Below are 21,856 nucleotides of genomic sequence, written 5' to 3' on the forward strand. Positions count from 1 at the left end.
TGTCCTCCCGCAAGCGGCAATTGGTTCGGTCCGACCATTCCCGTTTCCGCATCGAGACCGTCCGAAAACGCGGATCATGATTCCCGTGCGCATCGCGGCGGTGTAATCGTCTGGCATGGCGTACATCGAGGGACATGCTCGGAACCAGGCGCTGCTGCTGCCGGCGTCGGTCGAGGACTATGTGGCGGCGGACAACCCGGTGCGGTTCATCGACGCCTTCGTCGACGACCTCGATCTGGGCGGTTCCGGTTTCCAGCGCGCACGGCCGAAGGCGACGGGACGGCCGGGTTACGATCCGGCCGATATGCTCAAGCTGTATCTGTACGGCTATCTCAACCGGGTGCGGTCGAGCCGGCGCCTGGCGATGGAGGCGACGCGCAATCTCGAACTGATCTGGCTGCTGCGCGGGGTGCGGCCGGACTTCCGGACCATCGCCGACTTCCGTCGCGAAAACCGGGCTGCGTTCAAGGCGGTGTTCCGCGCCTTCGTGATACTGTGCCGCAAGCTGGATTTGTTCGGGCGCGAGTTGCTGGCGGTGGACGGCACGCGGCTGAAGGCGGTGAACAGCCGGGCGCGCAACTTCAGCCGCGAGCGGTTGGCAACGTATCTCGCTTCGACCGATGCGCGACTGGAGCGCTACCTGGCCGAACTCGACGAGATCGACCGCGGTGAGGATGGTGCCGGCACCGGTCGCGGCGAGGCGCTGGCGACCAAGATCGCGCGGCTGCGTGAGCAGCGCCAGGCGAGCGCAGCGTTGCTGGGCCAGTTGCAGGACAGCGGCGAAGGGCAGATCTCGCTCACCGATCCCGATGCGCGCCTCATGGTCGCGCATTCGAAAGTCACGGTCGGCTACAATGCCCAGGTGGCAGTCGACGCCAAACATAGCCTGATCGTCGAACAGCACGTCACCAATGCCTGCAACGACATGGGCCTGCTGGCACCCACCGCCGGTGCGGCGATGGAGGCACTCGGGGTCGAGCGGATCGATGCGGTCGCCGACATGGGATATCACGCGGGCGACGATATCGTCGCATCCGAGGCGGCCGGCATCACGCCCTACATCCCCCGCCCGCATCGTGGCACCGCGGCCGGCAACGGCCTCTTTCCCAAGGAGCGGTTCCGCTACGATCCCGAGGCCGACGTCTATCACTGCCCCGGCGGACAGGTGCTGGACACGCGCTACGCCTCGGTGACGCGCGGGCATCTGTCGGTCCAGTATTCCAGCCCCGCGGCGTGTGCCGGCTGCCAGATCAAGGCACGTTGCACCAAGGGGCGCTGGCGGCGCGTCAATCGCGGCGAGCACGAGGCGGTCATCGAGCGCATGGCGGCACGCCTCGCGGAACGGCCCGGCATCCTCGCCATCCGCAAGTCCACGGTCGAACACCCGTTCGGCTCGATCAAGCAGTGGATGAACCAGGGCGCGTTCCTCATGCGCGGGCTGGAGAAGGTGCGTGCCGAGTTCAGTCTGACGGCGCTCGCCTACAATCTCAGGCGCGCCATCACCCTCATCGGCGTGCCGGGACTGATCCGAGCGGTGCAGATGTGAGCCACATCGCTGAACACGCCATCGTCATGTCCTGGACAGCGGGTAGGATGCATATCCCGGCCGCACGGCGCACATAGAGGCAAGATCCCGGTTCTTGCGCCAGTTCGCCAAGAGGAACCCCTGCAGCTCCCACAGCCAGCGAGTTTTCGGACGGTCTGGCATCCTCGAAGGCCAATTTTCGGCGCCACCTCATCGATCGCCAGACCTACCGGGAACGACGCTCCGCCGCGCTGGTGGAGTGGCATAACCTTGCAAGCTAAGCCGGTGCCCTCAAAGACCGCGATGTATCGGGCGGAGAGCGGTTCGCATTGGACTGACAACACCAACCAGTTATCGAACCAGAACGCCTGGTCAGGGGAGTTGACGCTGAAGTTCAACTAACCACTCAGGTTTCCTGAGCATCAAGAGCAGCGCTGCCGACAGGATGACGAAGGCTATCAGCGTGAGGATGGGGATGTCCGCGCTGGCGAAACGGCCGAGCAGCGTGGCGAACAGGGGCGGTCCCATCGCGGCACCGAGCAGGAAACTGACGTTGTGCCATGCATAGATACGCGAGATCGCGCGCTGCCCGAAATATCGTCCCACGAGGATCGAGAGGAGATCGGTCTCGGCGCCCATCGCAATGCCCATCAGCACGCTCATCGTGACGGCGGCAATGCCGATGGTGTCTACGCGTAGCAGGATGGCTAACGCGGCTGCTGCGCACAGGACGCCGCCCGCGCCCACGATCGGGACGGGGAAGCGATCAAGCAGCCAGCCGAATACCAATCTGCCGGCGATCATCGCGACGCCGGCGAGCGACGACAGCATCGCAATCTGCGGAAGCGTGCCGGCCCCACGTTCCAGCATCAGCGCGACGAAATTCGCTGTCAGCGCGTAGCTGGTCATGCCGAACAGCAGGAAAACCGCGATGATGATCCAGAAGGCGCGGGTCCGTAGGGCCTGGGCGACCGTCAGGCCCGATTGCGCCATAGAATGATCGATATGCTCAGGATCGGCGGCATCGGCGGCGGCCTCTGCCGGATCGTCGCGCACGAACAGGGCGACCAGCGGCAGGACGAACAGCATCAAGGCAGCGGCCAGAGCATAGAAGGCGTAACGCCAACCGAAGGCTTCGCTGACATATTCGACGGCCATCGGCAGGATCGCACCGCCTACACCCTGGCCCGCGACCGCGAGGCCAAGCGCGAAGCCGCGACGGCGATCGAACCAGGCGGATAGGGCCTTGATGTAGACGATCGGATTGGTGAACGCGCCGACTGCGCCGAACAGGGAATAGAAGAGCATCAGCCCGCGCAGCGAGGTGATCGTTCCTCCGGCCAGGGCAAGCAGTGCTGCAAAGGCGATAATGCCTGCCGCCGCCGTGCGCCGCGACCCGAAACGGTCGACGGCGATGCCGACCACGGGCACTGCCAGCGTCGTCGCGAGCAGGAACAGCGACAGCGCGGTTGCCATCGCGCCCTGGGTCCAGCCCAAGGAACGGGTCAAATGCGCGGTAACGATCCCGAAGGTCGCGACGATGGTTGTGGTCCCGCAGAGCATCAGGGCGACGAGCACCGCCCCGACCATATGCCAACCGCGATAGAGCGAGCGGGTGCTCATGACGTGTGTCCTGCCGGGCGGGCCAGCCCCAGGTTCGCCCGCAGCGTATCGCCCTCATATTCCGTACGGAACAGTCCGCGCCGCTGCAGTTCGGGGACGACGAGCCGGGCGAAGTCGTTCAGTCCGTACGGAAGGGTCGGCGGCATGATGTTGAACCCGTCCGCTGCCCCAGCCTGGAACCACGCCTCCATTTCGTTAGCGATCTGCGTAGCAGTGCCGATGACGACCTTGTGACCGCGCGCGACGGCAACGCGGACGGCCAGTTCGCGGATTGTCAGCCCCTCCGCATGGGCAAGGTCGAAGAACAGCTTCTGCCGACTCTGCCAGCCCTCGGTGGGCGGAAGGTCGGGGACGGGACCATCGAGTGGATACTGGCCGAGGTCCGCGCCCATCATCGCAGAAGCAAGCCCGATTGCGATCTGCGGATCGACCAGCGCCTGCAGGTCATCGTGCAGGCGTTGCGCCTCTTCCTGCGTGTCAGCAACGAAGGGCATCAATCCGGGCATCACCACCACGTCCTTGCGTTGACGTCCCGCCGCGACGGCTCGGTCGCGGACCGTGTCGGCGAACGCGACCGCTTCATCCAGCGACTGTTGCGCGGTGAAAACGAGTTCGGCGGTGGCTGCCGCCAGTGCGATGCCGTCCGCCGACGATCCGGCCTGCGCGATTACCGGATGCCCCTGGATTGGGCGTCCGGCTTGTAGCGGGCCTCGAACGCGGAAGTGGCGCCCGTCGTGATTGATCGCCCGGACCTTCGCAGGATCGAAGAAGCGGCGGCCCGGTTGATCGAACAGCAGCGCCCCGTCGTTCCAACTGTCCCACAACGCCTTGACGACGTGGATGTATTCGGCGGCCCGCTCATAGCGTTCGGCATGGCCGATCTGGGCATCGAGGCCGAAATTTCGCGCTTCGGCATCGGAGCCGGACGTCACACAATTCCATCCGGCGCGCCCGCCGCTGATATGGTCCAGCGTCGCGAACTTTCGGGCAAGGTGATAGGGCGGCAGGTAGGTCGCCGACACCGTCGCGACCAGTCCGATCCGCTCCGTTGCCGGAACCAGCGCACCGAGCAGCATCAACGGTTCGAGATAATAGACCGGGGCGGCCTGCGCGGACAAAGGCGATAGCGGCGGGGCGGCGACATTGTCCGCGAAGAACAGGGCGTCGAACCGCGCCGTTTCCGCCGCCTGTGCAATCCGAACATAATGATCGAGCGACACCAGATCACGCGGCTCGACCGAGGGATGGAGCCACGCGGCGATATGATGGCCGACGCCCATGATAAAGGCGCCCAGCTTCATCTGGCGGGAGTTGGTCATGACGATGATCCCTCCAGCGCGCTCAGAACGTGTAGCCGAGCGTTGCGCCATAGGTGCGCGGCGTGCCGTAGAGGAGCGCGGCGTTGCCGAGGATCGCGGTGCGATTGGCGAAGCGGATATAGTGTTTGTCGAAGATGTTGCGGCCCCATAGCGATGCCCGCCATCGGCCATTGGCGGACGTCAGCCCGATCCGCGCATCGGCGAGGTCGTAACCCGGAATGGAATAGGCTTTCCCATACACCGGGTTCGCGACCTTCGGGTCGAAATTCTCGGAGGACTGCACGCTATAGCCGACATGTGCCTGCAAGCGCGGCAGACCCGAACCCAGTGCTGTCTCGTAATCGGCCGACACATAGGCCTTGTGACGCGGCGCATAGGGCGTCTGTACACCATCGGCATCGAGTACGGTGTTGCCCACCGTACCGCCGCCACCCGGATACCGGTCGTACACGCTCTGGTTGTAGGTATATTGGGCTGCCAGCGTCAGGCCGGTGACGGGGATGACCGCGATCTCCGTCTCGATCCCCTTGGACGAAACCTTGCCGACGTTCGACAGGCTGCTGGCGAGCACCGTGCGGCCGCCGACGGTGGCGTTGACGAAGGTGAAGACCTGGAAATCGTCGAACTTCTCGTAGAAGCCGGTGACGTTGACGCGGGCACGGCGATCGAAAAAGTCGCTCTTGAACCCGACTTCGTAGCTGGTCACCGTTTCGGGCCGGAAGCGGATGCCGGCGGCGAAGGCGGCGGGGCTGGTCGCCTCGACGTTCCACCCGCCGCTCTTGAAGCCGCGACCGATCGTGCCGAACAACAGCATGTTACGCCGCAGGTGCAGGTTGATGCCACCCTTGGGCGTGAAGAAGGTGTTGGCGAGCGCATCGCGGTAGCCGCTGATTGGGGCAGAGAACAGCCCGGTCGGGTCGGCGGTGGTGATGTCGTTCAGCCGTTTGCGCTCATGGGTCAGCCGCGCACCGGCGAACAGTTCGACAAGCGACGACGGCCGGATGTTCGCCTGGAAGAAGCCGGCGATGGAGTCGCTGCTGACCGACGTGCCGAGCGTCGCGACCTTGCCCACGGCGCTGCCGAGGCCGAGTGCGCGCAGCCCCGAGCCGAAGGTCAGCGCCTGCCGGTCACGGTTGTTGCCCCAGAAGTAGAAGACGCCCGCGACGAAATCGTAGCGGCGCTCGCGTGGCGAAGCGATCCGCAATTCCTGCGAGAACTGGTCCGTATATTGGCGCAGGTCCGCGGTCAGAATCGGCGTGGGGCCGGTTTCGTTGTTGAAGTGCAGGAACTGGTGGCCCGATCGCCACGCGGTGATCGACGTGGCCTGGAATCCTCCGCCAACGTCCTTCTGCGCGGTCAGCGAGACGCCGCCCATCCGACGACGCGCCCCATCGTCGACATAGGATCGGATTTCGAACGGATCGCTGCCCGCTGGGGGCACATAGGTATAGTGGAGCGTCGAATTGTCGTCGTCGGTGAAATCCGCCGCAAGCGTGACATCAAGCCCGTCATTGGGGTTGAGCCGGAGTTGCGCGCGGAACGCGTCGGAGTTGATGCCCTGGTTGCGCTTGCCGAGCAGGACGTTGCGGTAATAGCCATCGCTCTGCACATGGGCGCCGCTGAGTTGCAGGCTGACGTCGTCGTTCAGCGGCAGGTTGCTGCGCGCGGCGATCTGGCGATAGCCGAAATTGCCGATGTCCGCGCTGATCTCGCCGCCCAGCGCCTTCGACGGCTGGATCGTGGTGATGGAGAGCGCGCCCGCATCGGTGTCCTTGCCGAACAGCGTTCCCTGCGGTCCCCGCAACACATCGACCTGCCGGATGCCGAGCAGCGTCAGGTTGTTCATCCAGGACCGGCTGTAATACACGCCGTCGACATAGACGCCGACCCGCGAGTCATAGCCGGCGTTGCGCGAGTAGTCGATGACGCCGCGAATGCCGGTGCGCCCCTGTTCGCTGCCGTCGCCGAACGACAGGGACGGCGTGGCGACCTCCACGTCGCTCAGGCGGCGCGCGCCGAGCGTGTCGAGCGCCTTCGCATCCAGGGTCTGGATCGAGATCGGCACCTGTTGCGAACTTTCGCTGCGGCGTTGCGCCGTGACGACGATGTCGGACAGCCCCGTCTGATTCTGCGGCCCCGTCTGGTCCTGTGGCGGGGCCGCGTGGACGACGGCGGGAACGAGCGCGGCGGCAAGCGTGCCCGCACGCCATAGCCATGCATATCCCAAGCCTGGAACCTTGGATTGGCGACCAGCCATCGACCTTCCCCCCATGAACGCATCTAGCGCGGATTAAGTGTTGTCACTTATCCCATTAGATTGATGGGGATTGAAGATGGTTTTGGTTGCGCTGATGCAACTTTCGCTTCGTCTGGTGGCTCAGCCCCGGTTAAGTACGAACCGGGCCGCTGCCTGCAGTGCCGGCACGGCCATGGCGATGGTCTGATCGATCAGCTCTTCCAGCGACAGCGCGGCGCGCCCGCGAAAAGCAAAATTGTCGCGTGCCGCGAGCCCGACGATCATCGCAAAATGCTGCTGGGAGAAGCCGAGTTCGAACTGCTGCGCCGTGAGGTTCAGCAGCCCGGCCATCCGCTCCATCAAGGTCACTGCGAGCCCTCGTCGCGCATTGAACGGATCATCGCGGCGCTGCGGATCGAAGCCGATCCGCGTCGTATATTGCAACAGGAGCCGAGCGTAGCTGTGGTGCCCGTTCGCGTCGACTTGCTCAGACATCGGCAGGAACACCGCCTCCAGCAAGCTGCTGAGATCCTCCATCAATCCGCGTTCTTCGGCCAAGCGGACACATTCCTGGCGCCGTGCGACGATGTGCCGCATCCGGATTGCGAAGATGGCATCGATCAATCCGTCACGCCCGCCGAAATGATATTGCACCGCGAATTTGTTCGCCTGACCCGCCGCAGCCGCAATCTCCTGCAGGGACGGCGTGTCGATGCCGTGCGTTCCCATCAGCCGCTCTCCGGCGTCGGCCAGCCGGCGCTTCGAGGGCGTTTCGTCGCCCTCGATGTCGAACAGCGTCACGGGTCTGAGATGGGCGATGAGCTTGGGCATGGTCGGTCAGGATAGAGGCGTCGGGGGAGAAATCGATCGTCGTTTTCGGCAGCGGGCCTTGGGGGAGGTTGGCAATGACGGGGAGCGAAGACTGGAGCTTAATCGCGCCCAATCATTTCTATCAAATCCTACTAAATGCATGGGATATGCTCGAGAGGCGAGCACCAATAGGTTCCGCCCGATCAGCAAGGGGGTTGATGGATGAAGATCATCGTGGCGGGGCTGCTGGCCAGCGTTGCACCCATCACGGCGGCCGCACAGGAGGCGGCGCCTCAAGCGGGTACCGAACAGGTAGAGCCTGGCGACGTGATCGTGGTCACCGGGACGCGCACTGGCGAACGTACCGTCACGACTTCACCGGTGCCGATCGACGTACTGCGCGGCGACGAATTGCGCGCTTCGGGTTATCAGGAGACGAGCGAGGTGCTCCGCCAGCTTGCGCCGTCCTTCTCCTTCGCCAATCCGACGACGCCGGACGGCAACACCCATATCCACTCCGCCTCGCTGCGGGGGCTGTCACCCGACGAGACGCTGGTGCTGGTCAACGGCAAGCGACTGCACGGCGCGGCCTGGGTCAATACCGGCGGCACGATCGGCAAGGGCGCGACGCCGACCGACCTCAACCAGATCCCGGCGGCAGGGATCGGCCGTATCGAGATCCTGCGCGACGGTGCCTCGGCGCAATATGGCTCCGACGCGATCGCGGGCGTCATCAACATCCTGCTTCAGACCGATACCGCGCTGCACGCTACGGCCAGCGCGGGCACGACCTATGACGGCGGTGGCGACACCTATGAGGTCTCGCTGGGCGGCGGGCTGAAGCTGGGGGAGGACGGCTTCGTCAACGTCACCGGCTATTATCGCGATCATCAGGCGGCAAACCGTGCCGAGCCGGACACGCGGCAATTCTATTTCGGCCTTTCGCCCACGGGCGCGCCACAGCCATTGTCGTCGCGCTATGGGCCGGGGATTGGGCTCAATCCGCCGGGCGGCGTCACGGGAACACGGCTCGACCCGCGCGAGGCCAGTGTCGACCGCAACGTCTGGCGCTTCGCCGATCAGGGTGACCTCAAGGACGGATCCGTCCTGGTCAATCTCAGCAAGCCGCTCGGCAGCGTCGAACTCTATGGCTTTGGCGGCTATCGCTTGAGCAAGGCGAAGAGCAACGCCTCGTTCCGCCGTCCGGGGCAGGACGAGAATGTCCGTGCGATCTACCCGAACGGCTTCCTGCCTTTCGTCGATACAGAAAGTACAGACTATACTGGCGCGCTCGGCCTGCGCGGCGATCTGGCCGGTTGGAAGTGGGACCTGTCGAGCGTCTATGGCGGCAACCGCATCGAGTATCGGACCCGCAATACGCTCAACGCCACGCTGGGCACCGCCAGCCCGACGCGCTTCTACAACGGCCGCTATGGGAATTCGCAGTGGACGACCGACCTGACCCTGTCGAACAGTGTCGAGGTGGGGCTGGCCGCGCCGATCGACGTCGCGATCGGGGCCGAATATCGCCGCGACGGCTACAAGATCGGCGCCGGTGAACTGGCCAGCTATCAATATGGGCCCGCACGCGTGCTCGACGGCCCCAATGCCGGCGCGATCCCGACGATCGGGTCGCAGGGTTTCGCAGGGATCCAGCCGAGCGACGTGGTCGATGTCCACCGCGACGCGATCAGCGCCTTTGCGGAAGCCGGGCTGGAACCGCTGCGCGGCTGGACGGTCGATCTCGCCGGACGCTATGAGCATTATTCGGACTTCGGCGACACCTGGAACGGGCAGGCGTCGACGCGCCTCGCCCTGCCGGCGGGGTTCGCCCTGCGCGGGTCCATCGGCACCGGCTTCCACGCGCCCAGCCTCGCCCAGCAATATTTCAGCTCGACCAGCAGCCGGACGATCGTCAACAACACGACCGGTTTCCCCGAATTCGTCCTCGTCCGCACCGCGCCGGTCGGCTCGTCTCTCGCCAAGGCCCTTGGCGCCCAGGCCTTGAAACCCGAGACGTCGACCAACTTCGGCGGTGGCCTGACGTACGCGGCTGGCCATCTGACGGCGTCGGTCGACTATTATCATATCGACATCGACGACCGGATCATGCTGTCGTCCAACTATGTCGATGCGTCGGGCAGCCGCCGTCTGCGCGACTATCTCGCCGGCATCGGTATTCCGGGCGTGACCAGCGTCCGCTACTTCACCAACGCGGTCGACACACGGACGCAAGGTGTCGACGTGACCGCGGCCTATGCGACTCCGCTGGGCGGATGGGGCGACCTGAAGCTGACGGCGGCGTATAATCATAATCAGACACGGCTGCGCCGTATCGCGGCAACACCCCCGCAAATCACGGCGCTTGGTATCACGACACCGCTGTTCGACGTCGTCGAACGGACGCGCGTCGAGCGTGGCCAGCCGCGCGACAAGGTGGCGCTGGGGACGACCTTCCGGACCGGGCCGATCACCTTCGATGTGCGCGCCACCCGCTATGGCCGTGTCGAGCAAGTAGCGCTGACCAACCAGACGCCTGCCGCCGTCGCCCTGATCGCGCAAGGATCGACGCCCTATCGCACATTGCCGACCGAGTCCGGGACGCGGGGCAATGTCGATGTGATCCAGCAACTGGAGCCCAAATGGGTGACCGATTTCAGCTTCACCGGGCAGGTCAACCGCAACCTGGCGGTGACGGTGGGCGCCAACAATCTGTTCAATGTCTACCCGACCGAGAACATCCGGTCGACCGCCGCGCTGACCGGCGCCGATACGTTCGGCGTCTTTCCGTACAGCGAATTCTCACCCTTCGGATTTAGCGGTGCCTTTTATTATGTTCGTGCCGGAGTGAGCTTCTGATGGCGGCGCTGCTCAACCGGCGCGAGTGGATCGCGATGGGCGTGGCGGTGGCCGCGACACCGGCGATCGGGACTGGTCTTGCCGCACGGACCCGGCTGTCACTCAACGAGAACGCTTGGGGGCCGTCGCCAAATGTCGCGCCCGCCATCCGTGCGGCGGCGGTTGGCGTGGAGCGCTATGTCGAGCAGGCCGAGGTGGACGCGCTCGCCCGGCAGATCGCCCGCCTCGAAGGCGTCGCGCCCGAGCAGGTCGTGATCGGCGAAGTGCTCGAAGCACTCGGGCTGTTCCTGGCGCGCAGGCGGGCAGGGGGCGGCGAGATCGTCTTCTCGGCACCCGGCTATACGGCGCTGGTCGATGCCGCGGCCCCGCTTGGTGGGCGGGGCAGGCCGGTGCCGCTTGATGCGCGTTTTGAAAACGACCTGCCCGCATTGTCCCGCGCGGTCGGCGCGGACACGCTGGCCGTGTCGTTGGTGAACCCGCACAACCCCTCCGGCACGGTCAGCGAGGCGGGGGCGTGGCACGCCTTTCTGGAGGATATCTCCCGCCGGACGCTGGCTGTGGTGGACGAGGCGTATCTCGAATATGACGACCTCGCCGGGTTGTCGGCGATCCGGCATGTGCGGGCGGGGCGCAACGTGCTCGTCTTCCGCACCCTCGCCAAGATCTATGGGCTGGCAGGATTGTCGATCGGTTATGCCGTTTCGCAGGCACCACTGGCGACCGCCTTGCGTCAGGCGGGGATCGGCGCGCCGCATTCCCTGTCCCGTCCTGCGCTTGCGGCCGCCGGCGCGGCGCTGGCGGACCAGGGCCATGTCGCCATGGTGCGCGACCGGACGGCGGGGGAGCGGCGGCGGCTTCACACGGCGCTCGACGCGCTATCCCTCCGCCACACCGATGCGCATGGGAACTTCGTCTTCTTCCGCACGCCCTCAGCAAGCCGCCTTCGCGCTGCGGCCGCCACCGCAGGCATCGAGATTGCTCGACCCTTCCCCCCGCTCGATGACTGGGTACGCGTGACGGTCGGACGACCGGTGGAGAACGACCGCTTTCTTGCCGTGCTGCGGCAGGTGGTCGGATGACCGGTGCGCCAAATCTGGCGGCAGTAGCCGACGGACTGGGGGCCGCGCGTGACGATTGGCGTGCCCGGCACCGCAACGGCGCCGACCAGGGCGTCGAAGGCTTCCCGTCGCGGCGACGGATCGAGGGCATCCTCGCCGACCTGAAGGGCGCGCTCTTTCCGCTGCGGCTGGGCCCGGATACCGTACGTCCAGACAATGAGCGTGCTTATGTCATGGAGACGCTCGGTCGTGCGCTGCCTCAGCTGGGCGCCGAGGTGCGTCTGGAACTGGCGTATCGTGACGAGGCGGCGGCAGGCGACGTGAATGCACGCGCTGGCAGTATGGTTGCCGCATTCGGGAACGACTTGCCGAACATCCGCCGGCTTCTCGACGGTGACGTCGAGGCGGCTTTCGCTGGGGACCCGGCGGCGGGCAGCGTGGATGAGGTGTTGCTCTGCTACCCCGGCGTGCGGGCGATGATCCATCACCGTATCGCCCACCGGCTATACCGGCTCGGTGTCCCGCTCGTCGCGCGCATCATTGCCGAGCTGGCGCATTCGGCCACGGGCATCGACATCCATCCCGGCGCCGCGATCGGGGAGCGCTTCTTCATCGACCACGGCACCGGGGTCGTCATCGGTGAAACGGCCGTGATCGGCAGCCACGTGCGCCTGTATCAGGCGGTGACGCTGGGCGCGCGCAGCTTCCCGGCTCAGGAGGACGGCTCGCTGGTCAAGGGCCTGCCGCGTCACCCGATCGTGGAAGACCATGTGGTGATTTACGCCGGCGCCACGGTGCTGGGCCGGGTCACGATCGGTGCGGGGGCGGTGATCGGCGGCAGCGTGTGGCTGACCGAAAGCGTGCCGCCTGGCGCTGTCATCCATCAGGCTTTCGCGGAGCGCGAGACGGTGGGGAGTGCCGTACCGATTGGACACGTCACCGAAGCCGCGCGTGTCGTGGCAAACCATGGGGAGACAGCATGAACCAGTATCTGCCGCACACTTTTGCTCCAGCCGCAACCACCGCTCGACCGGTGCGATACCTGATCGTACCCGGACTGAACGGCTCAGGCCCGGACCATTGGCAGACACGTTGGCAGCAATGCCGGGACGATTGCGTTCGCGTTGATCTGGGCGATTGGGAATCGCCCACCCGCGCTGGCTGGGTGACCGCGATCGCGGATGCGGTGACTGAGGCCGAAACTCCGATCGTGCTCGTCGGGCATAGTCTCGGCTGTCTGGCCATCGTCTGGTGGGCAGCACACGCACGGCCAGCGGAGCGAGTGAAGGTCCTGGGTGCGATGCTGGTCGCGCCGCCTGATGTTGGGCAGCAGGGCTGCGACCTGCGCCTGCTCCGCTTCGCGCCATTACCGGCCGGTCCGCTGCCATTCCCGGCGCTCGTCGTGGCCAGCGCTGACGATCGTTACGCGAGCCTGACGCGGTCGCGCCAACTGGCTCAGGATCTTGCGGCGGAGTTCGCCGATATCGGTCGAGCGGGCCATATCAACGCGCTGTCCGGCCTAGGCGATTGGCAAGAAGGGCAGGCGCTGCTTGCATCGTTGTTAGAGCGATAGGCAAATCGCGGTGTCAACGTGGGCGACCGATCGGCTGGTTTGCGCTAGCTCCGAACGCCATGCTGCTGCATCAGCGGGACGCGGCTGCTATCCATTTCCCGAGCCGTTCGACGGCTTCATCCAGCACGTTGTCGGCTTTGGCAAAGCACAGCCGCAGCAAACCGGAAGGCGCCGACGCGCTCATGTAGAAGGGCGAGAGTGGGATCGCGGCGACACCGGCTTCCGCAATCAGCCGGTCCGACAATTCCGTGTCCCTCGCGGCAAAGCCCGAGGCGGCCAGATCGATTGTGACGAAATACGTGCCCTCGCTCGGCAGTATCTCGAACCCAGCGGTGCGGAGCTCAGTCGCCAGCCGCTCCCGCGACCGCTTGAGCGACGCGCGTGCGTCCGCGAAGAAGGCATCGGAATAACCCAGGCCTTCGGCCACCGCCCATTGCAGGTTGGGCGGAGTCGAGAAGGTGAGGAACTGATGCGCTCGGCCGATCGGCTTCAACACATGCGGCGCTGCTATCACGAAACCGACCTTCCAGCCGGTCACGCCAAAAATCTTGCCGGCGGAGCCGATCTTCACCGTGCGCGTCGCCATGCCCGGCAGGCTGATCAGGGGTATGTGCTGCCGGCCATCAAACACGACATGCTCCCACACCTCGTCGCAGATCGCGATAAGATCGTTTCGGACACATTGCCGTGCGACCGCCTCCAACTCTTCACGCGAGAAGACCCGGGCGGCGGGATTATTGGGGTTGTTGAACAGAATTGCCCGCGTACGTGGACCGATGGCGGCCGCCAGATCGTCCTCGACGATGCGCCACGCCGGCGGACGGAGCGTTACCGGTCGCAGTACCCCACCCGCCCGTTCGATCAACGGTCGATAGGCGTCGTACATCGGCTCGAACACCACCACCTCGTCGCCGGGCGAAACGATGGCGAGGAGCGCTGCGGCGATAGCTTCGGTCGCACCGGAGGTAACGATCACGTCGTCGGGGGAGAGGTCGAGCGACTGGAAGCGCCGGTAATGCTCTGCCACCGCGCCACGAAGTGCGGGCAAACCCAGTGACGGCGGATATTGATTAGGCCCGGTCATCACTGCCCTTGCCGCGGCCTCCAACAGGTCCGGTGGGCCGATCGTATCGGGGAACCCCTGGCCCAGGTTGATCGCCCCGCATGCGCGCGCACGGCGCGAGGTCTCCTCAAAGATCGTGGTGACTGCGTTGGCGTAGACTGGGTTCATCGAGACCTTCATGCCCGGTTTGTTGCCGGGTCGGTAGCTCCCGGCCGCCGGATATCCCGCGACAGTCCGTCCGCCCCCACGAAGTCCGCACCCCCGTCGCCATCGAAAACCGAAACTTTCCGGGGTGCAAGAATTGCCCGCTTATATTCCTATCGGTTGAGTAGATTATAAGTCTTCTAAGGAGATCGATGATGTCGCTCAAGCTCGGAGATATCGTTCCCAACTTTACCCAGGCATCGACCCAGGGTCCGCTCAACCTCTATGAATGGGCAGGCGATCGCTGGGTCGTACTGTTTTCGCATCCCAAGGATTTCACGCCGGTCTGCACCACCGAACTGGGCGCGGTCGCGGCACTCGTGCCGGAGTTCGCCCGGCGCAACGTGGCGGTGCTAGGCCTGTCCGTCGACACGCTCGACAGCCACCAGCGCTGGGCGTCCGACATCGCCGAAACCCAGGGACACGCGCTCAACTTCCCGCTGATCGCGGATGACGACCGCCATGTCGCGACGCTGCTCGATCTCATTCACCCCGCCGCGTCCGATACCACGACGGTGCGCACCGTTCTGGTGATCGATCCCGCGCGCAAGCTGCGCCTATCGCTCACCTATCCGGCGTCCACTGGGCGCAATTTCGCCGAGATCCTCCGGACGATCGACAGCTTGCAGCTGACCGATACGCACAAGGTGGCGACACCGGCGAACTGGCAGCAGGGTGACGATGTCATCATCGTGCCGTCGGTCGACGATGACGCGGCCAGAGCACTGTTTCCGAACGGCTGGACCGAGGTAAAGCCCTATCTGCGGACGGTCAGGCAACCCGCATGAGCGATGTGTCACGCAGCGTGACGGATATTGAGGGCATGCAGGTCGATCCCGACCGGTCCATCGATTTTCCCGGGCAAATCGATCTCGTCATCGACCGGTTGCGTGTCGCCCGGGAGGATTGGCGCACGGCGCACCCAGCCCATGCTGAGCAAGGCGCGCAATTTCCCTCGCGCCAGGCGCTCAAGCGCATCACGCGCGAGCTCGGCACCGCGCTGTTCCCGTTGCGGCTTGGTCCGGCGGAGATCACGGCGTCCAACGAGAATGCCTTCGTCGCCGCGTCCCTCGAGCCGTTGCTGGCGCAGTTGCAAGCACAGATCTATATAGAATTGCGCTATGCCGCGCCGGAGACGGCGGACGGCGGGGCCATCGCCGCAACATCGGAGAGACTGATCGGCAGCGTCGCCGCCAATCTCCCTGCGCTGCGTCGGCTGCTCGACCGTGATGTGGAGGCCGCCTACGCCAGTGATCCTGCTGCACGCAGCGTGGACGAAGTATTGGCGGCCTATCCCTCGCTGACCGCCGTCATCCACCATCGTTTGGCGCACCTGCTGCATCGCCTGGGCGTTCCGCTGGTCGCTCGCATCATTGCCGAACTGGCGCACGATCAGACCGGGATCGACATCCATCCCGCGGCACAGATCGGCCAGGGCTTCTTCATAGATCATGGCACCGGCGTCGTGATTGGAGAAACAGCCGTGCTCGGCGATCGAGTGCGGCTATACCAAGGCGTGACGCTGGGCGGCGATCCTGATCTGTTCGACGCGCCGCCGGGTACGCCGCGCCACCCCATCGTGGGCGACGACGTCGTGATCTTCGCCAACGCCGCCATCGTCGGCCGGGTGACTATCGGCGCCCGATCGCGGATCGGTGGCAACGTGTGGCTGCGAAACGACGTGCCGCCCGATACGCTGGTCGAAGCGCCGCTGCCGATCTTCCGTCCTATTGGCGACCGCCAAGGTGCGTAACGTTGTACGGCAATTGGCATCCTTTACCGCGCACATTCGCCCATCGAACATCGTGATCAAAGCCATCGAGCGCCTTGGTGTCAGTTAATTCAGCCGACATCGGCTCGTGGCGCGGCCTCAAGGGATTAGGCTCAGGACCCATCGATGTGAGCGATGTCGCCTGATTGTCTCGAGGCCCTCATCCATAGATCGCCCGCGTCAGTTCGTCGGGGAACCTGCCTCCGGGCGACTGGCCTTCCAGCCCGGCATTGGTAAAGGCAACGACCGTCAGCCCGTTGGCCGGGTCGACGAACCAGGAGTGGCCATAGGCGCCGCCCATGCGCCATGCACCCACCGCCTCCGGCGAATTGGCCGCGACGGGATCGCGCAACACGGTGAAGCCGAGACCGAAGCCGCGTCCGGGCCAGGGCAGCAGATCCATGCCCGGCGTCTGGTCCGTCACCATCGCCTCCACCTGCGAGGTGGAGAGCAGCGGCGCGCCGCCCTTGCGCAGGGCTTCGAGCACGGCAAGCAGATCACCGGCCGAGCCAATCATGCCCGCGCCGCCGGAGGGATAAGCGTTCTCATCGAATGCGCGTGTCAGCGACATGCGCAGTCCCTCCGAACCCTCGATGAAGGGCAGCGGGATGATTTCGAGATCGGCCATGCGGCGTGGCGTGCCGCCGTCATCGACATAACCGGTCGCCAGCCGGTTGGGGCCGGCAATGGTGAAGCCCGTGTCGGTCAATCCGAGCGGCTCCATGACCAGTGTGCGGACGGCGTCGGCGAGTGGAAGCCCGGTGGCGCGCTCGATGAGCAGCCCGAGTACGTCGGTCGCCAGCGAGTAATTCCACGACATTCCCGGCGCGAACAGCAGCGGCACGGTGGCGATGCGGCGGACATTCTCCTCCAGCGTCACGTTGGCGATGTCCATACCGTCAGAGACACCCGCACGGTGGTAGGGACCATCCGCCGGTTCGAGGAAGCCGTAATTCAAGCCCGCCATATGACTGAGCAGATGGCGAACGGTGATGTCGGATACACTGCCGTCCGGCGACGTCGGCCTGAAATCGGGCAGCCAATCCGTGACCGGCGCATCGAGCGCGAGCCGGCCTTGTCCCACCAGCGCCATCGCCGCCACCGAGGCATAGACCTTCGACACAGAGGACAGGCGAAACAGTGTATCCGGCGTCATCGGCTGGTTTGCCTCGCGATCGGCAAAGCCGGCTGCGCGGGCATAGACGGTATCGCCGTCCTTCGCGACGAGGACGACGGCACCCACGACGCGCTGCTGGGCAAGGGCTGTGTCGATCACGGCATCGATGCGGTCGCTCAGGTCTTTCATCTGTGCGACCGGAGAGAAGGAAGGGCGATCGCCCGAGATAAGAGACATGGAAGGCTCCAAAGTGTCAGGTTGGGTCAATGGGAGGTGTCGGCGGCAGGAAAACCATGCCGGCGTGCCGTCCAGGCCACGATCAGGGTCGGCACGAGAAGGCAGAGCAAGGCAGGGGCGAAAGCCGCGACGCCGATCTTTTCCAGCAGCAGGCCGCCGATGATGCCGCCGCCCGCGATCGCCATGTTCCAGGCCGTGACGAGCATCGACAATCCGACATCCGTGGCCTCCCCGCATATCCGCGTCAGCGCTGTCGAGAACAGTGTTGCGACACCACCATAGGCGAGGCCCCAGAGCGCAATCGCCGCATAGATTACGGCCGGATCATGGGGACGGAGGCAAAGCGCAACGGAGACAAGGCCGAACAGCGCGATGCTGATCAGCGTCAATTCGCGCAGCCGACGATCAATGAGGCTCCCCACGCCCCAGATCCCGATGAGTGATGTCAAGCCGAAGATGAGAAGAACGACGTCCGTGCGCTCAGCCATGCCGGCGGCGGCAAGGAACGGCGCGATATAGGTGTAGAGGATGTTGTGTGCGAGGACGAAGGCGAGTGTGACGAAGAGCACGGAGCGCACGCCGGCCATGTTGAAGACGATGCGTAAGGAATGTCGCCTGTCCGCCGTCTGCCCAGGAAAGTCCGGCAGCTTTATTGTTACCCAGACGATCAGGATACCTGTCAGGCCGCTCATCAGCCAGAAGCAGGCGCGCCAGCCGATCACCGTGCCGAGGAAGGTGCCGGCGGGAATGCCAAGCGATAGCGCCAGTGGCGTGCCGGCCATCGCGACGGCGATCGCGCGACCCTGTCGGTGCCCCGGCACCATCCGCGCAGCATAACCCGCTAACATTGCCCAGAGGAGACCGGCCGAAACGCCGGCGATCAGGCGCGCGACCAAGGTTAACCGAAAGTCGCCCGAGAGTGCGGTTGCCGTGTTGGCAATCGCGAAGCCGACAATCGCGAGCAGCAACAGCGGCTTTCGTCTCATCCCTTGAGTCGCTGCCGTCAGCGGAATGGCTGCGGCGAGCGAGCCGACCGCATAGATGGTGACGAGTTGCCCGACAAACGCCTCCGACACGCCAAGCCCATTGCCGATCTGCGGCAGCAGCCCTGCGGGCAATGCTTCGGTCAGGATGGTGATGAAACCTGCCATGGCGAGCGCCAGCAGGCCGGCAAGCGGAAAATGGTCTGAGACGGCATTATCGTTGCCGTCTAAGGATGAGGATGTCGTTGTTATCGTCATAGGAGCGCCTTGTCTTGTTCGGGCGATGAACGGATATGGCCGCGACGGCACATATTCCTGTCGCCGGCCTAAGGTCTGGCGGCAAACTTACCTCGGCTGACACCCGGCGATAATTGGGCTATAATTCCGAACATATGCGACATTGATGTCCGCAATAGGTTCGGTAGATGGACAATCTTGGTTCACTCAATGCTTTCGTCCAAGCGGCGGAGGCCCGCAGCTTTACCGCGGCGAGCAAGCAACTTGGCGTCTCACCCTCGGCGATTGGCAAGGCCATCGCCCGTCTAGAAGACCGGTTGGGCGTGCGCCTGTTCCATCGCTCCACGCGCATCGTGACCTTGACGCCGGAAGGTGCGCTTTTTCTCGAGCGCTGCCGGCGCATCTTTTGCGAGATAGAGCAGGCCGAGATGGAATTGGCCCAGACGCGAAGCGCGCCGCGTGGCAAACTGCGTGTCAGCCTGCCGCTGGTCGGGATGTTGATGATGCCGACGCTTTCCGCCTTCATGCGGGCCTGGCCGGAGATCGAACTCGATCTCGATTTCACCGACAGGCTGGTGGATGTGATCGACGAGGGGTTTGATGCGGTGATCCGAACCGGTGAGGCAAGCGACTCTCGGCTGATGACGCGGGTGCTCGGTAGTTATTCTCTGCAGCTGGTCGGTGCGCCGGCCTATTTCGCGGAGCATGGTGTGCCGCAAAAGCCCGCCGATCTCGCCGCCCATCGCTGCCTGCGACATCGTTACCCGACCAATGGTAAACTCGAGGACTGGCTGTTTGCGGGCGGACGTCACCTTCCTGCGATCGATGTACCGACCGCAGCCACCTCAAGCACCATCGAACCGCTGCTATACATGGTCGAGCGTGGCCTCGGCATCGCCTGCCTGCCGGATTTCGCTGTTCACGACAAGATCGAGGCGGGGACGCTGGTCAGCGTCATGGACGGCGTGCTCGCCCATTCCGGCACCTTCCGCATCCTCTGGCCCTCCAGCCGACAGCTCGCCCCGAAGATCCGCGTCTTCGTGGACTTCATGGCCGAGCATCTCTTCGCAAGGGCGATACACGGGTAAAATATGAGGCACGGAAGCGCGATTATAACGAGCACCGTCCCCATAGCTCCCTCGGCAACCAAACCCCGGTGGAGCGCGATATCCCTCAGGGCAGGCACACCTGTGCTGAGGGAAGGAGAGCTGGTTTCCTCATAAAGACGGGACCAGAGATGAGGGGAGACTCAAGCGCAATTGGCCTCGCAGAAACGAGGCTCGCAGGTCATCAGCCCTGGAGGATTGCGGCATAGGCGTCGGGATCGACATTGCCACCCGAGATCACCGCCACCGTGGCGCCCTCCGCAGGCGGTGCCAGTCCTTCCAGCGCCGCAGCGAGCGCCACTGCGCCCCCTGGCTCGACCACGAGCTTCATGGACTGGAACGCGAAACGCATGGCCGCGCGCACCTGATCGTCGGTGACGGTGAGGCCACCTGAGAGAAGCGCCTGATTGATCGGAAAGGTGAGCGCGCCAGGGCTGGGGGCCATCAGTGCATCGCAGATCGAGCGCGCGTCGGCAGGTACGGTTTCGCGTGTGCCGCTCACCAGCGAGCGGGCCGTGTCGTCAAAGGCCTGCGGTTCAACACTGTAGATCGCAATATCGGGTGCCCGATCCTTGATGGCGGTGGCGATCCCCGCGACAAGCCCGCCACCGCCGCAACAGACGAGGACGCGGCCGATCGATGCCCCAGCATCGGCCGCTTGGTCGAGGATTTCCAGTCCCGCAGTCCCCTGGCCCGCGATGATGTAAGGATCGTCGAAGGACGGCACGAGCACCGCACCGCGTTCGACGGATATCGCCGTAGCGATCTCCTCTCGCGACTGGGTATAGCGGTCATAGGGAACGACCTCGGCACCGAGCGACCGGGTATTTGAGACCTTGATCGTGGGCGCGTCGGCCGGCATCACGATCGTCGCGGGGATACGGAGCAAGCGCGCCGCCGCCGCGACGCCCTGGGCGTGGTTGCCCGACGACCAGGCAACGACCCCGTGCCTCTTCTGGTCTTCCGAAATACGCGACAAGCGGTTGTAAGCGCCGCGGAATTTGAATGAGCCGGTGTGTTGCACGCCCTCGAACTTGACCAGCACGCGGTGCCCGACACGCTCGTTCAGCGATGCGTACTCCAGGAGTGGTGTGCGAACGGCAGCCCGTTCGATGCGACGCGCGGCGTCGTGGACATCGGCAGCAGAGATAGCAAAATCGGTCAACGGCTTTTCCTCAAAGTAGCGGCGCTGTTTGAAGACATGCTCTCAGCGGTCGAGAGCGGCGATGAGGTGACGGGCAATGTAGAGGTCCTGGAGGGCAATGCCCGAACTGTCGAAGACAGTGATGTCATCATCAGCGCGACGGCCTGGGCAGCGGCCCGACAGTACGTCACCGATCGCGACGATGCGGCTGCGGTCGCCGGCGAAGTGCTGGAGGTCTCCGATCGCGACCGACTGCGCCGGCTGATCGCAAAACAGCGCCGCCCGGTCGAACAAGGCTGGCGGTAACTCCTGCTTGCCAACGGCGTCCGATCCCATGCTGGCGATATGCGTACCCGGCTGGACCCAGGCGGCATCAAACAGCGGTGCTCGCGCTCCCGTGGCCGTGACGATGATGTCGGCCTGCTCGCACGCGGTGCGTCCATCTACGATACGGGCGGCCATCCCGTGGGCGGCCACGCTGGCGGCAAAGCTCTCGCCTTTCGCGCTGTCGCGCGCGATCACCAGCACCTCGCTAATATGACGGATGCGCGTGATGGCGCGGCATTCGTAAAGGGCTTGGTGACCAGTGCCGAAGATCGCGAGTACGCTGGCATCGGTGCGGGCCAGAGCATCGGCGGCCACCGCATCTGCCGCGGCCGTACGATAGGCGTTCACTCGGCCCGCCTCGATCACCCATTCGACCCGTCCGACATGCTGGTCGATGAGCAGGATCAGGGAATTGTGGCGGGGCAGGCCGATCTCGGTGTTGCCAGGCCAGTAGGAACCCACTTTCAGACCCGCAAGGTCGGCAGAACTGCCCGACTTGATCGAAAACCGGTTCAACGGTGATGAGCCATGGGCCAGTACCGCCGGGAATACGGTGGTGCCGTCGTCAGTTGCCGCAATCAGTGCTTCACGCGCTGCGGCAAAGGCGATCTCGAACGTGATGAGCGCAGCGGATTGATCTTCGGGTACGAACTGCATGGCAAGC

18 protein-coding genes are annotated in these 21,856 nt (G+C 64.8%); 9 read left to right on the top strand and 9 right to left on the bottom strand.

Features of this window, described 5'->3' with window-relative positions; genetic code table 11:
* The first annotated feature begins 115 nt into the window (after positions 1-115).
* The gene (locus QE385_RS16045; protein ID WP_307103522.1) at positions 116-1,546 is read left to right on the top strand and encodes an IS1182 family transposase; all 1,431 of its coding nucleotides are present in this window, start codon (positions 116-118) and stop codon (positions 1,544-1,546) included.
* A 351-nt stretch (positions 1,547-1,897) separates the two neighbouring features.
* On the opposite strand, the gene QE385_RS16050 is transcribed toward QE385_RS16045, so the two are convergent.
* The 4 genes from QE385_RS16050 to QE385_RS16065 form a co-directional block, all read right to left on the bottom strand.
* Positions 1,898-3,148 (bottom strand): MFS transporter, encoded by a 1,251-nt coding sequence (locus tag QE385_RS16050; protein WP_307103523.1) that lies wholly within the window; start codon positions 3,146-3,148, stop codon positions 1,898-1,900.
* Positions 3,145-4,467 carry an LLM class flavin-dependent oxidoreductase gene (locus QE385_RS16055; RefSeq protein WP_307103526.1) on the bottom strand — a complete coding sequence of 441 codons (1,323 nt, stop codon included), beginning with the start codon at positions 4,465-4,467 and terminating at the stop codon, positions 3,145-3,147. The genes QE385_RS16050 and QE385_RS16055 overlap by 4 nt, the downstream gene beginning before the upstream one ends.
* Positions 4,468-4,489: 22 nt before the next feature.
* The gene (locus QE385_RS16060) at positions 4,490-6,694 is read right to left on the bottom strand and encodes a TonB-dependent receptor (RefSeq protein WP_307103528.1); all 2,205 of its coding nucleotides are present in this window, start codon (positions 6,692-6,694) and stop codon (positions 4,490-4,492) included.
* Between the two features lie 150 nt (positions 6,695-6,844).
* Entirely contained in the window at positions 6,845-7,534 is a 690-nt protein-coding gene (locus QE385_RS16065; RefSeq protein ID WP_307103530.1) for a TetR/AcrR family transcriptional regulator, read from the bottom strand.
* Between the two features lie 201 nt (positions 7,535-7,735).
* On the opposite strand from QE385_RS16065, the gene QE385_RS16070 reads away from it, so the two are divergent.
* Genes QE385_RS16070 through QE385_RS16085 form a run of 4 tightly spaced genes read left to right on the top strand, consistent with a single transcriptional unit; the run spans position 7,736 to position 13,003 of the window.
* Positions 7,736-10,372, top strand: a complete 2,637-nt coding sequence (locus QE385_RS16070; protein WP_307103532.1) for a TonB-dependent siderophore receptor — start codon at positions 7,736-7,738, stop codon at positions 10,370-10,372.
* Complete coding sequence (locus tag QE385_RS16075) at positions 10,372-11,451, top strand: histidinol-phosphate transaminase (RefSeq protein WP_307103534.1); 1,080 nt, start codon at positions 10,372-10,374, stop codon at positions 11,449-11,451. The genes QE385_RS16070 and QE385_RS16075 overlap by 1 nt, the downstream gene beginning before the upstream one ends.
* On the top strand, positions 11,448-12,413 hold the full coding sequence (gene epsC, locus QE385_RS16080; RefSeq protein WP_307103536.1) for a serine O-acetyltransferase EpsC: 966 nt from the start codon (positions 11,448-11,450) through the stop codon (positions 12,411-12,413). The genes QE385_RS16075 and epsC (QE385_RS16080) overlap by 4 nt, the downstream gene beginning before the upstream one ends.
* A complete protein-coding gene (locus QE385_RS16085) occupies positions 12,410-13,003 on the top strand; it encodes an alpha/beta hydrolase (protein WP_307103538.1) in 594 nt (197 codons plus the stop codon). Before epsC (QE385_RS16080) ends, QE385_RS16085 begins: the two co-directional genes overlap by 4 nt.
* A 70-nt stretch (positions 13,004-13,073) precedes the next feature.
* Here QE385_RS16085 and QE385_RS16090 read toward each other — a convergent pair whose 3' ends face one another.
* On the bottom strand, positions 13,074-14,246 hold the full coding sequence (locus QE385_RS16090) for an aminotransferase (protein WP_307103540.1): 1,173 nt from the start codon (positions 14,244-14,246) through the stop codon (positions 13,074-13,076).
* Between the two features lie 179 nt (positions 14,247-14,425).
* Between QE385_RS16090 and QE385_RS16095 the strand changes: the two genes are divergently transcribed.
* Both QE385_RS16095 and epsC (QE385_RS16100) read left to right on the top strand, forming a co-directional pair.
* On the top strand, positions 14,426-15,058 hold the full coding sequence (locus tag QE385_RS16095; protein ID WP_307103543.1) for a peroxiredoxin: 633 nt from the start codon (positions 14,426-14,428) through the stop codon (positions 15,056-15,058).
* The gene (gene epsC / locus QE385_RS16100; protein WP_307103546.1) at positions 15,055-16,023 is read left to right on the top strand and encodes a serine O-acetyltransferase EpsC; all 969 of its coding nucleotides are present in this window, start codon (positions 15,055-15,057) and stop codon (positions 16,021-16,023) included. Before QE385_RS16095 ends, epsC (QE385_RS16100) begins: the two co-directional genes overlap by 4 nt.
* 178 nt (positions 16,024-16,201) lie before the next feature.
* On the opposite strand, the gene QE385_RS16105 is transcribed toward epsC (QE385_RS16100), so the two are convergent.
* Positions 16,202-17,395: a serine hydrolase gene (locus tag QE385_RS16105; RefSeq protein WP_307103547.1), complete on the bottom strand. Its 1,194-nt coding sequence runs from the start codon at positions 17,393-17,395 to the stop codon at positions 16,202-16,204.
* 26 nt (positions 17,396-17,421) lie between these two features.
* On the bottom strand, positions 17,422-18,636 hold the full coding sequence (locus QE385_RS16110; protein ID WP_307103548.1) for an MFS transporter: 1,215 nt from the start codon (positions 18,634-18,636) through the stop codon (positions 17,422-17,424).
* A gap of 167 nt (positions 18,637-18,803) precedes the next feature.
* Here QE385_RS16110 and QE385_RS16115 point away from each other — a divergent pair, with 167 nt between their 5' ends.
* Positions 18,804-19,703: a LysR family transcriptional regulator gene (locus tag QE385_RS16115; RefSeq protein WP_307103550.1), complete on the top strand. Its 900-nt coding sequence runs from the start codon at positions 18,804-18,806 to the stop codon at positions 19,701-19,703.
* The gene (locus QE385_RS19880; RefSeq protein WP_373424729.1) at positions 19,613-19,930 is read left to right on the top strand and encodes an integrase core domain-containing protein; all 318 of its coding nucleotides are present in this window, start codon (positions 19,613-19,615) and stop codon (positions 19,928-19,930) included. The genes QE385_RS16115 and QE385_RS19880 overlap by 91 nt, the downstream gene beginning before the upstream one ends.
* On the opposite strand, the gene QE385_RS16120 is transcribed toward QE385_RS19880, so the two are convergent.
* Positions 19,906-20,886, bottom strand: coding sequence for a threonine/serine dehydratase (locus QE385_RS16120; RefSeq protein WP_307103552.1), 981 nt, complete (start codon positions 20,884-20,886; stop codon positions 19,906-19,908). The genes QE385_RS19880 and QE385_RS16120 overlap by 25 nt on opposite strands.
* Before the next feature lie 42 nt (positions 20,887-20,928).
* Complete coding sequence (locus QE385_RS16125) at positions 20,929-21,849, bottom strand: ornithine cyclodeaminase family protein (RefSeq protein WP_307103553.1); 921 nt, start codon at positions 21,847-21,849, stop codon at positions 20,929-20,931.
* Positions 21,850-21,856: the final 7 nt, after the last annotated feature.

The organism is Sphingomonas sp. SORGH_AS_0950 (genome assembly GCF_030818415.1).
In the GTDB taxonomy this organism is placed as follows: Bacteria; Pseudomonadota; Alphaproteobacteria; order Sphingomonadales; family Sphingomonadaceae; genus Sphingomonas.

Excerpts from the sequence above, each read along its gene's own strand:
- QE385_RS16115 (WP_307103550.1), top strand. The coding sequence starts at position 18,804 with ATGGACAATCTTGGTTCACTCAATGCTTTCGTCCAAGCGGCGGAGGCC.
- QE385_RS16095 (WP_307103543.1), top strand. The coding sequence starts at position 14,426 with ATGTCGCTCAAGCTCGGAGATATCGTTCCCAACTTTACCCAGGCATCG.
- QE385_RS16045 (WP_307103522.1), top strand. The coding sequence starts at position 116 with ATGGCGTACATCGAGGGACATGCTCGGAACCAGGCGCTGCTGCTGCCG.
- QE385_RS16090 (WP_307103540.1), bottom strand. The coding sequence starts at position 14,246 with ATGAAGGTCTCGATGAACCCAGTCTACGCCAACGCAGTCACCACGATC.
- QE385_RS16085 (WP_307103538.1), top strand. The coding sequence starts at position 12,410 with ATGAACCAGTATCTGCCGCACACTTTTGCTCCAGCCGCAACCACCGCT.
- epsC (WP_307103546.1), top strand. The coding sequence starts at position 15,055 with ATGAGCGATGTGTCACGCAGCGTGACGGATATTGAGGGCATGCAGGTC.
- QE385_RS16065 (WP_307103530.1), bottom strand. The coding sequence starts at position 7,534 with ATGCCCAAGCTCATCGCCCATCTCAGACCCGTGACGCTGTTCGACATC.
- QE385_RS16110 (WP_307103548.1), bottom strand. The coding sequence starts at position 18,636 with ATGACGATAACAACGACATCCTCATCCTTAGACGGCAACGATAATGCC.
- epsC (WP_307103536.1), top strand. The coding sequence starts at position 11,448 with ATGACCGGTGCGCCAAATCTGGCGGCAGTAGCCGACGGACTGGGGGCC.
- QE385_RS16075 (WP_307103534.1), top strand. The coding sequence starts at position 10,372 with ATGGCGGCGCTGCTCAACCGGCGCGAGTGGATCGCGATGGGCGTGGCG.
- QE385_RS16105 (WP_307103547.1), bottom strand. The coding sequence starts at position 17,395 with ATGTCTCTTATCTCGGGCGATCGCCCTTCCTTCTCTCCGGTCGCACAG.
- QE385_RS16050 (WP_307103523.1), bottom strand. The coding sequence starts at position 3,148 with ATGAGCACCCGCTCGCTCTATCGCGGTTGGCATATGGTCGGGGCGGTG.
- QE385_RS16125 (WP_307103553.1), bottom strand. The coding sequence starts at position 21,849 with ATGCAGTTCGTACCCGAAGATCAATCCGCTGCGCTCATCACGTTCGAG.
- QE385_RS16070 (WP_307103532.1), top strand. The coding sequence starts at position 7,736 with ATGAAGATCATCGTGGCGGGGCTGCTGGCCAGCGTTGCACCCATCACG.
- QE385_RS16055 (WP_307103526.1), bottom strand. The coding sequence starts at position 4,467 with ATGACCAACTCCCGCCAGATGAAGCTGGGCGCCTTTATCATGGGCGTC.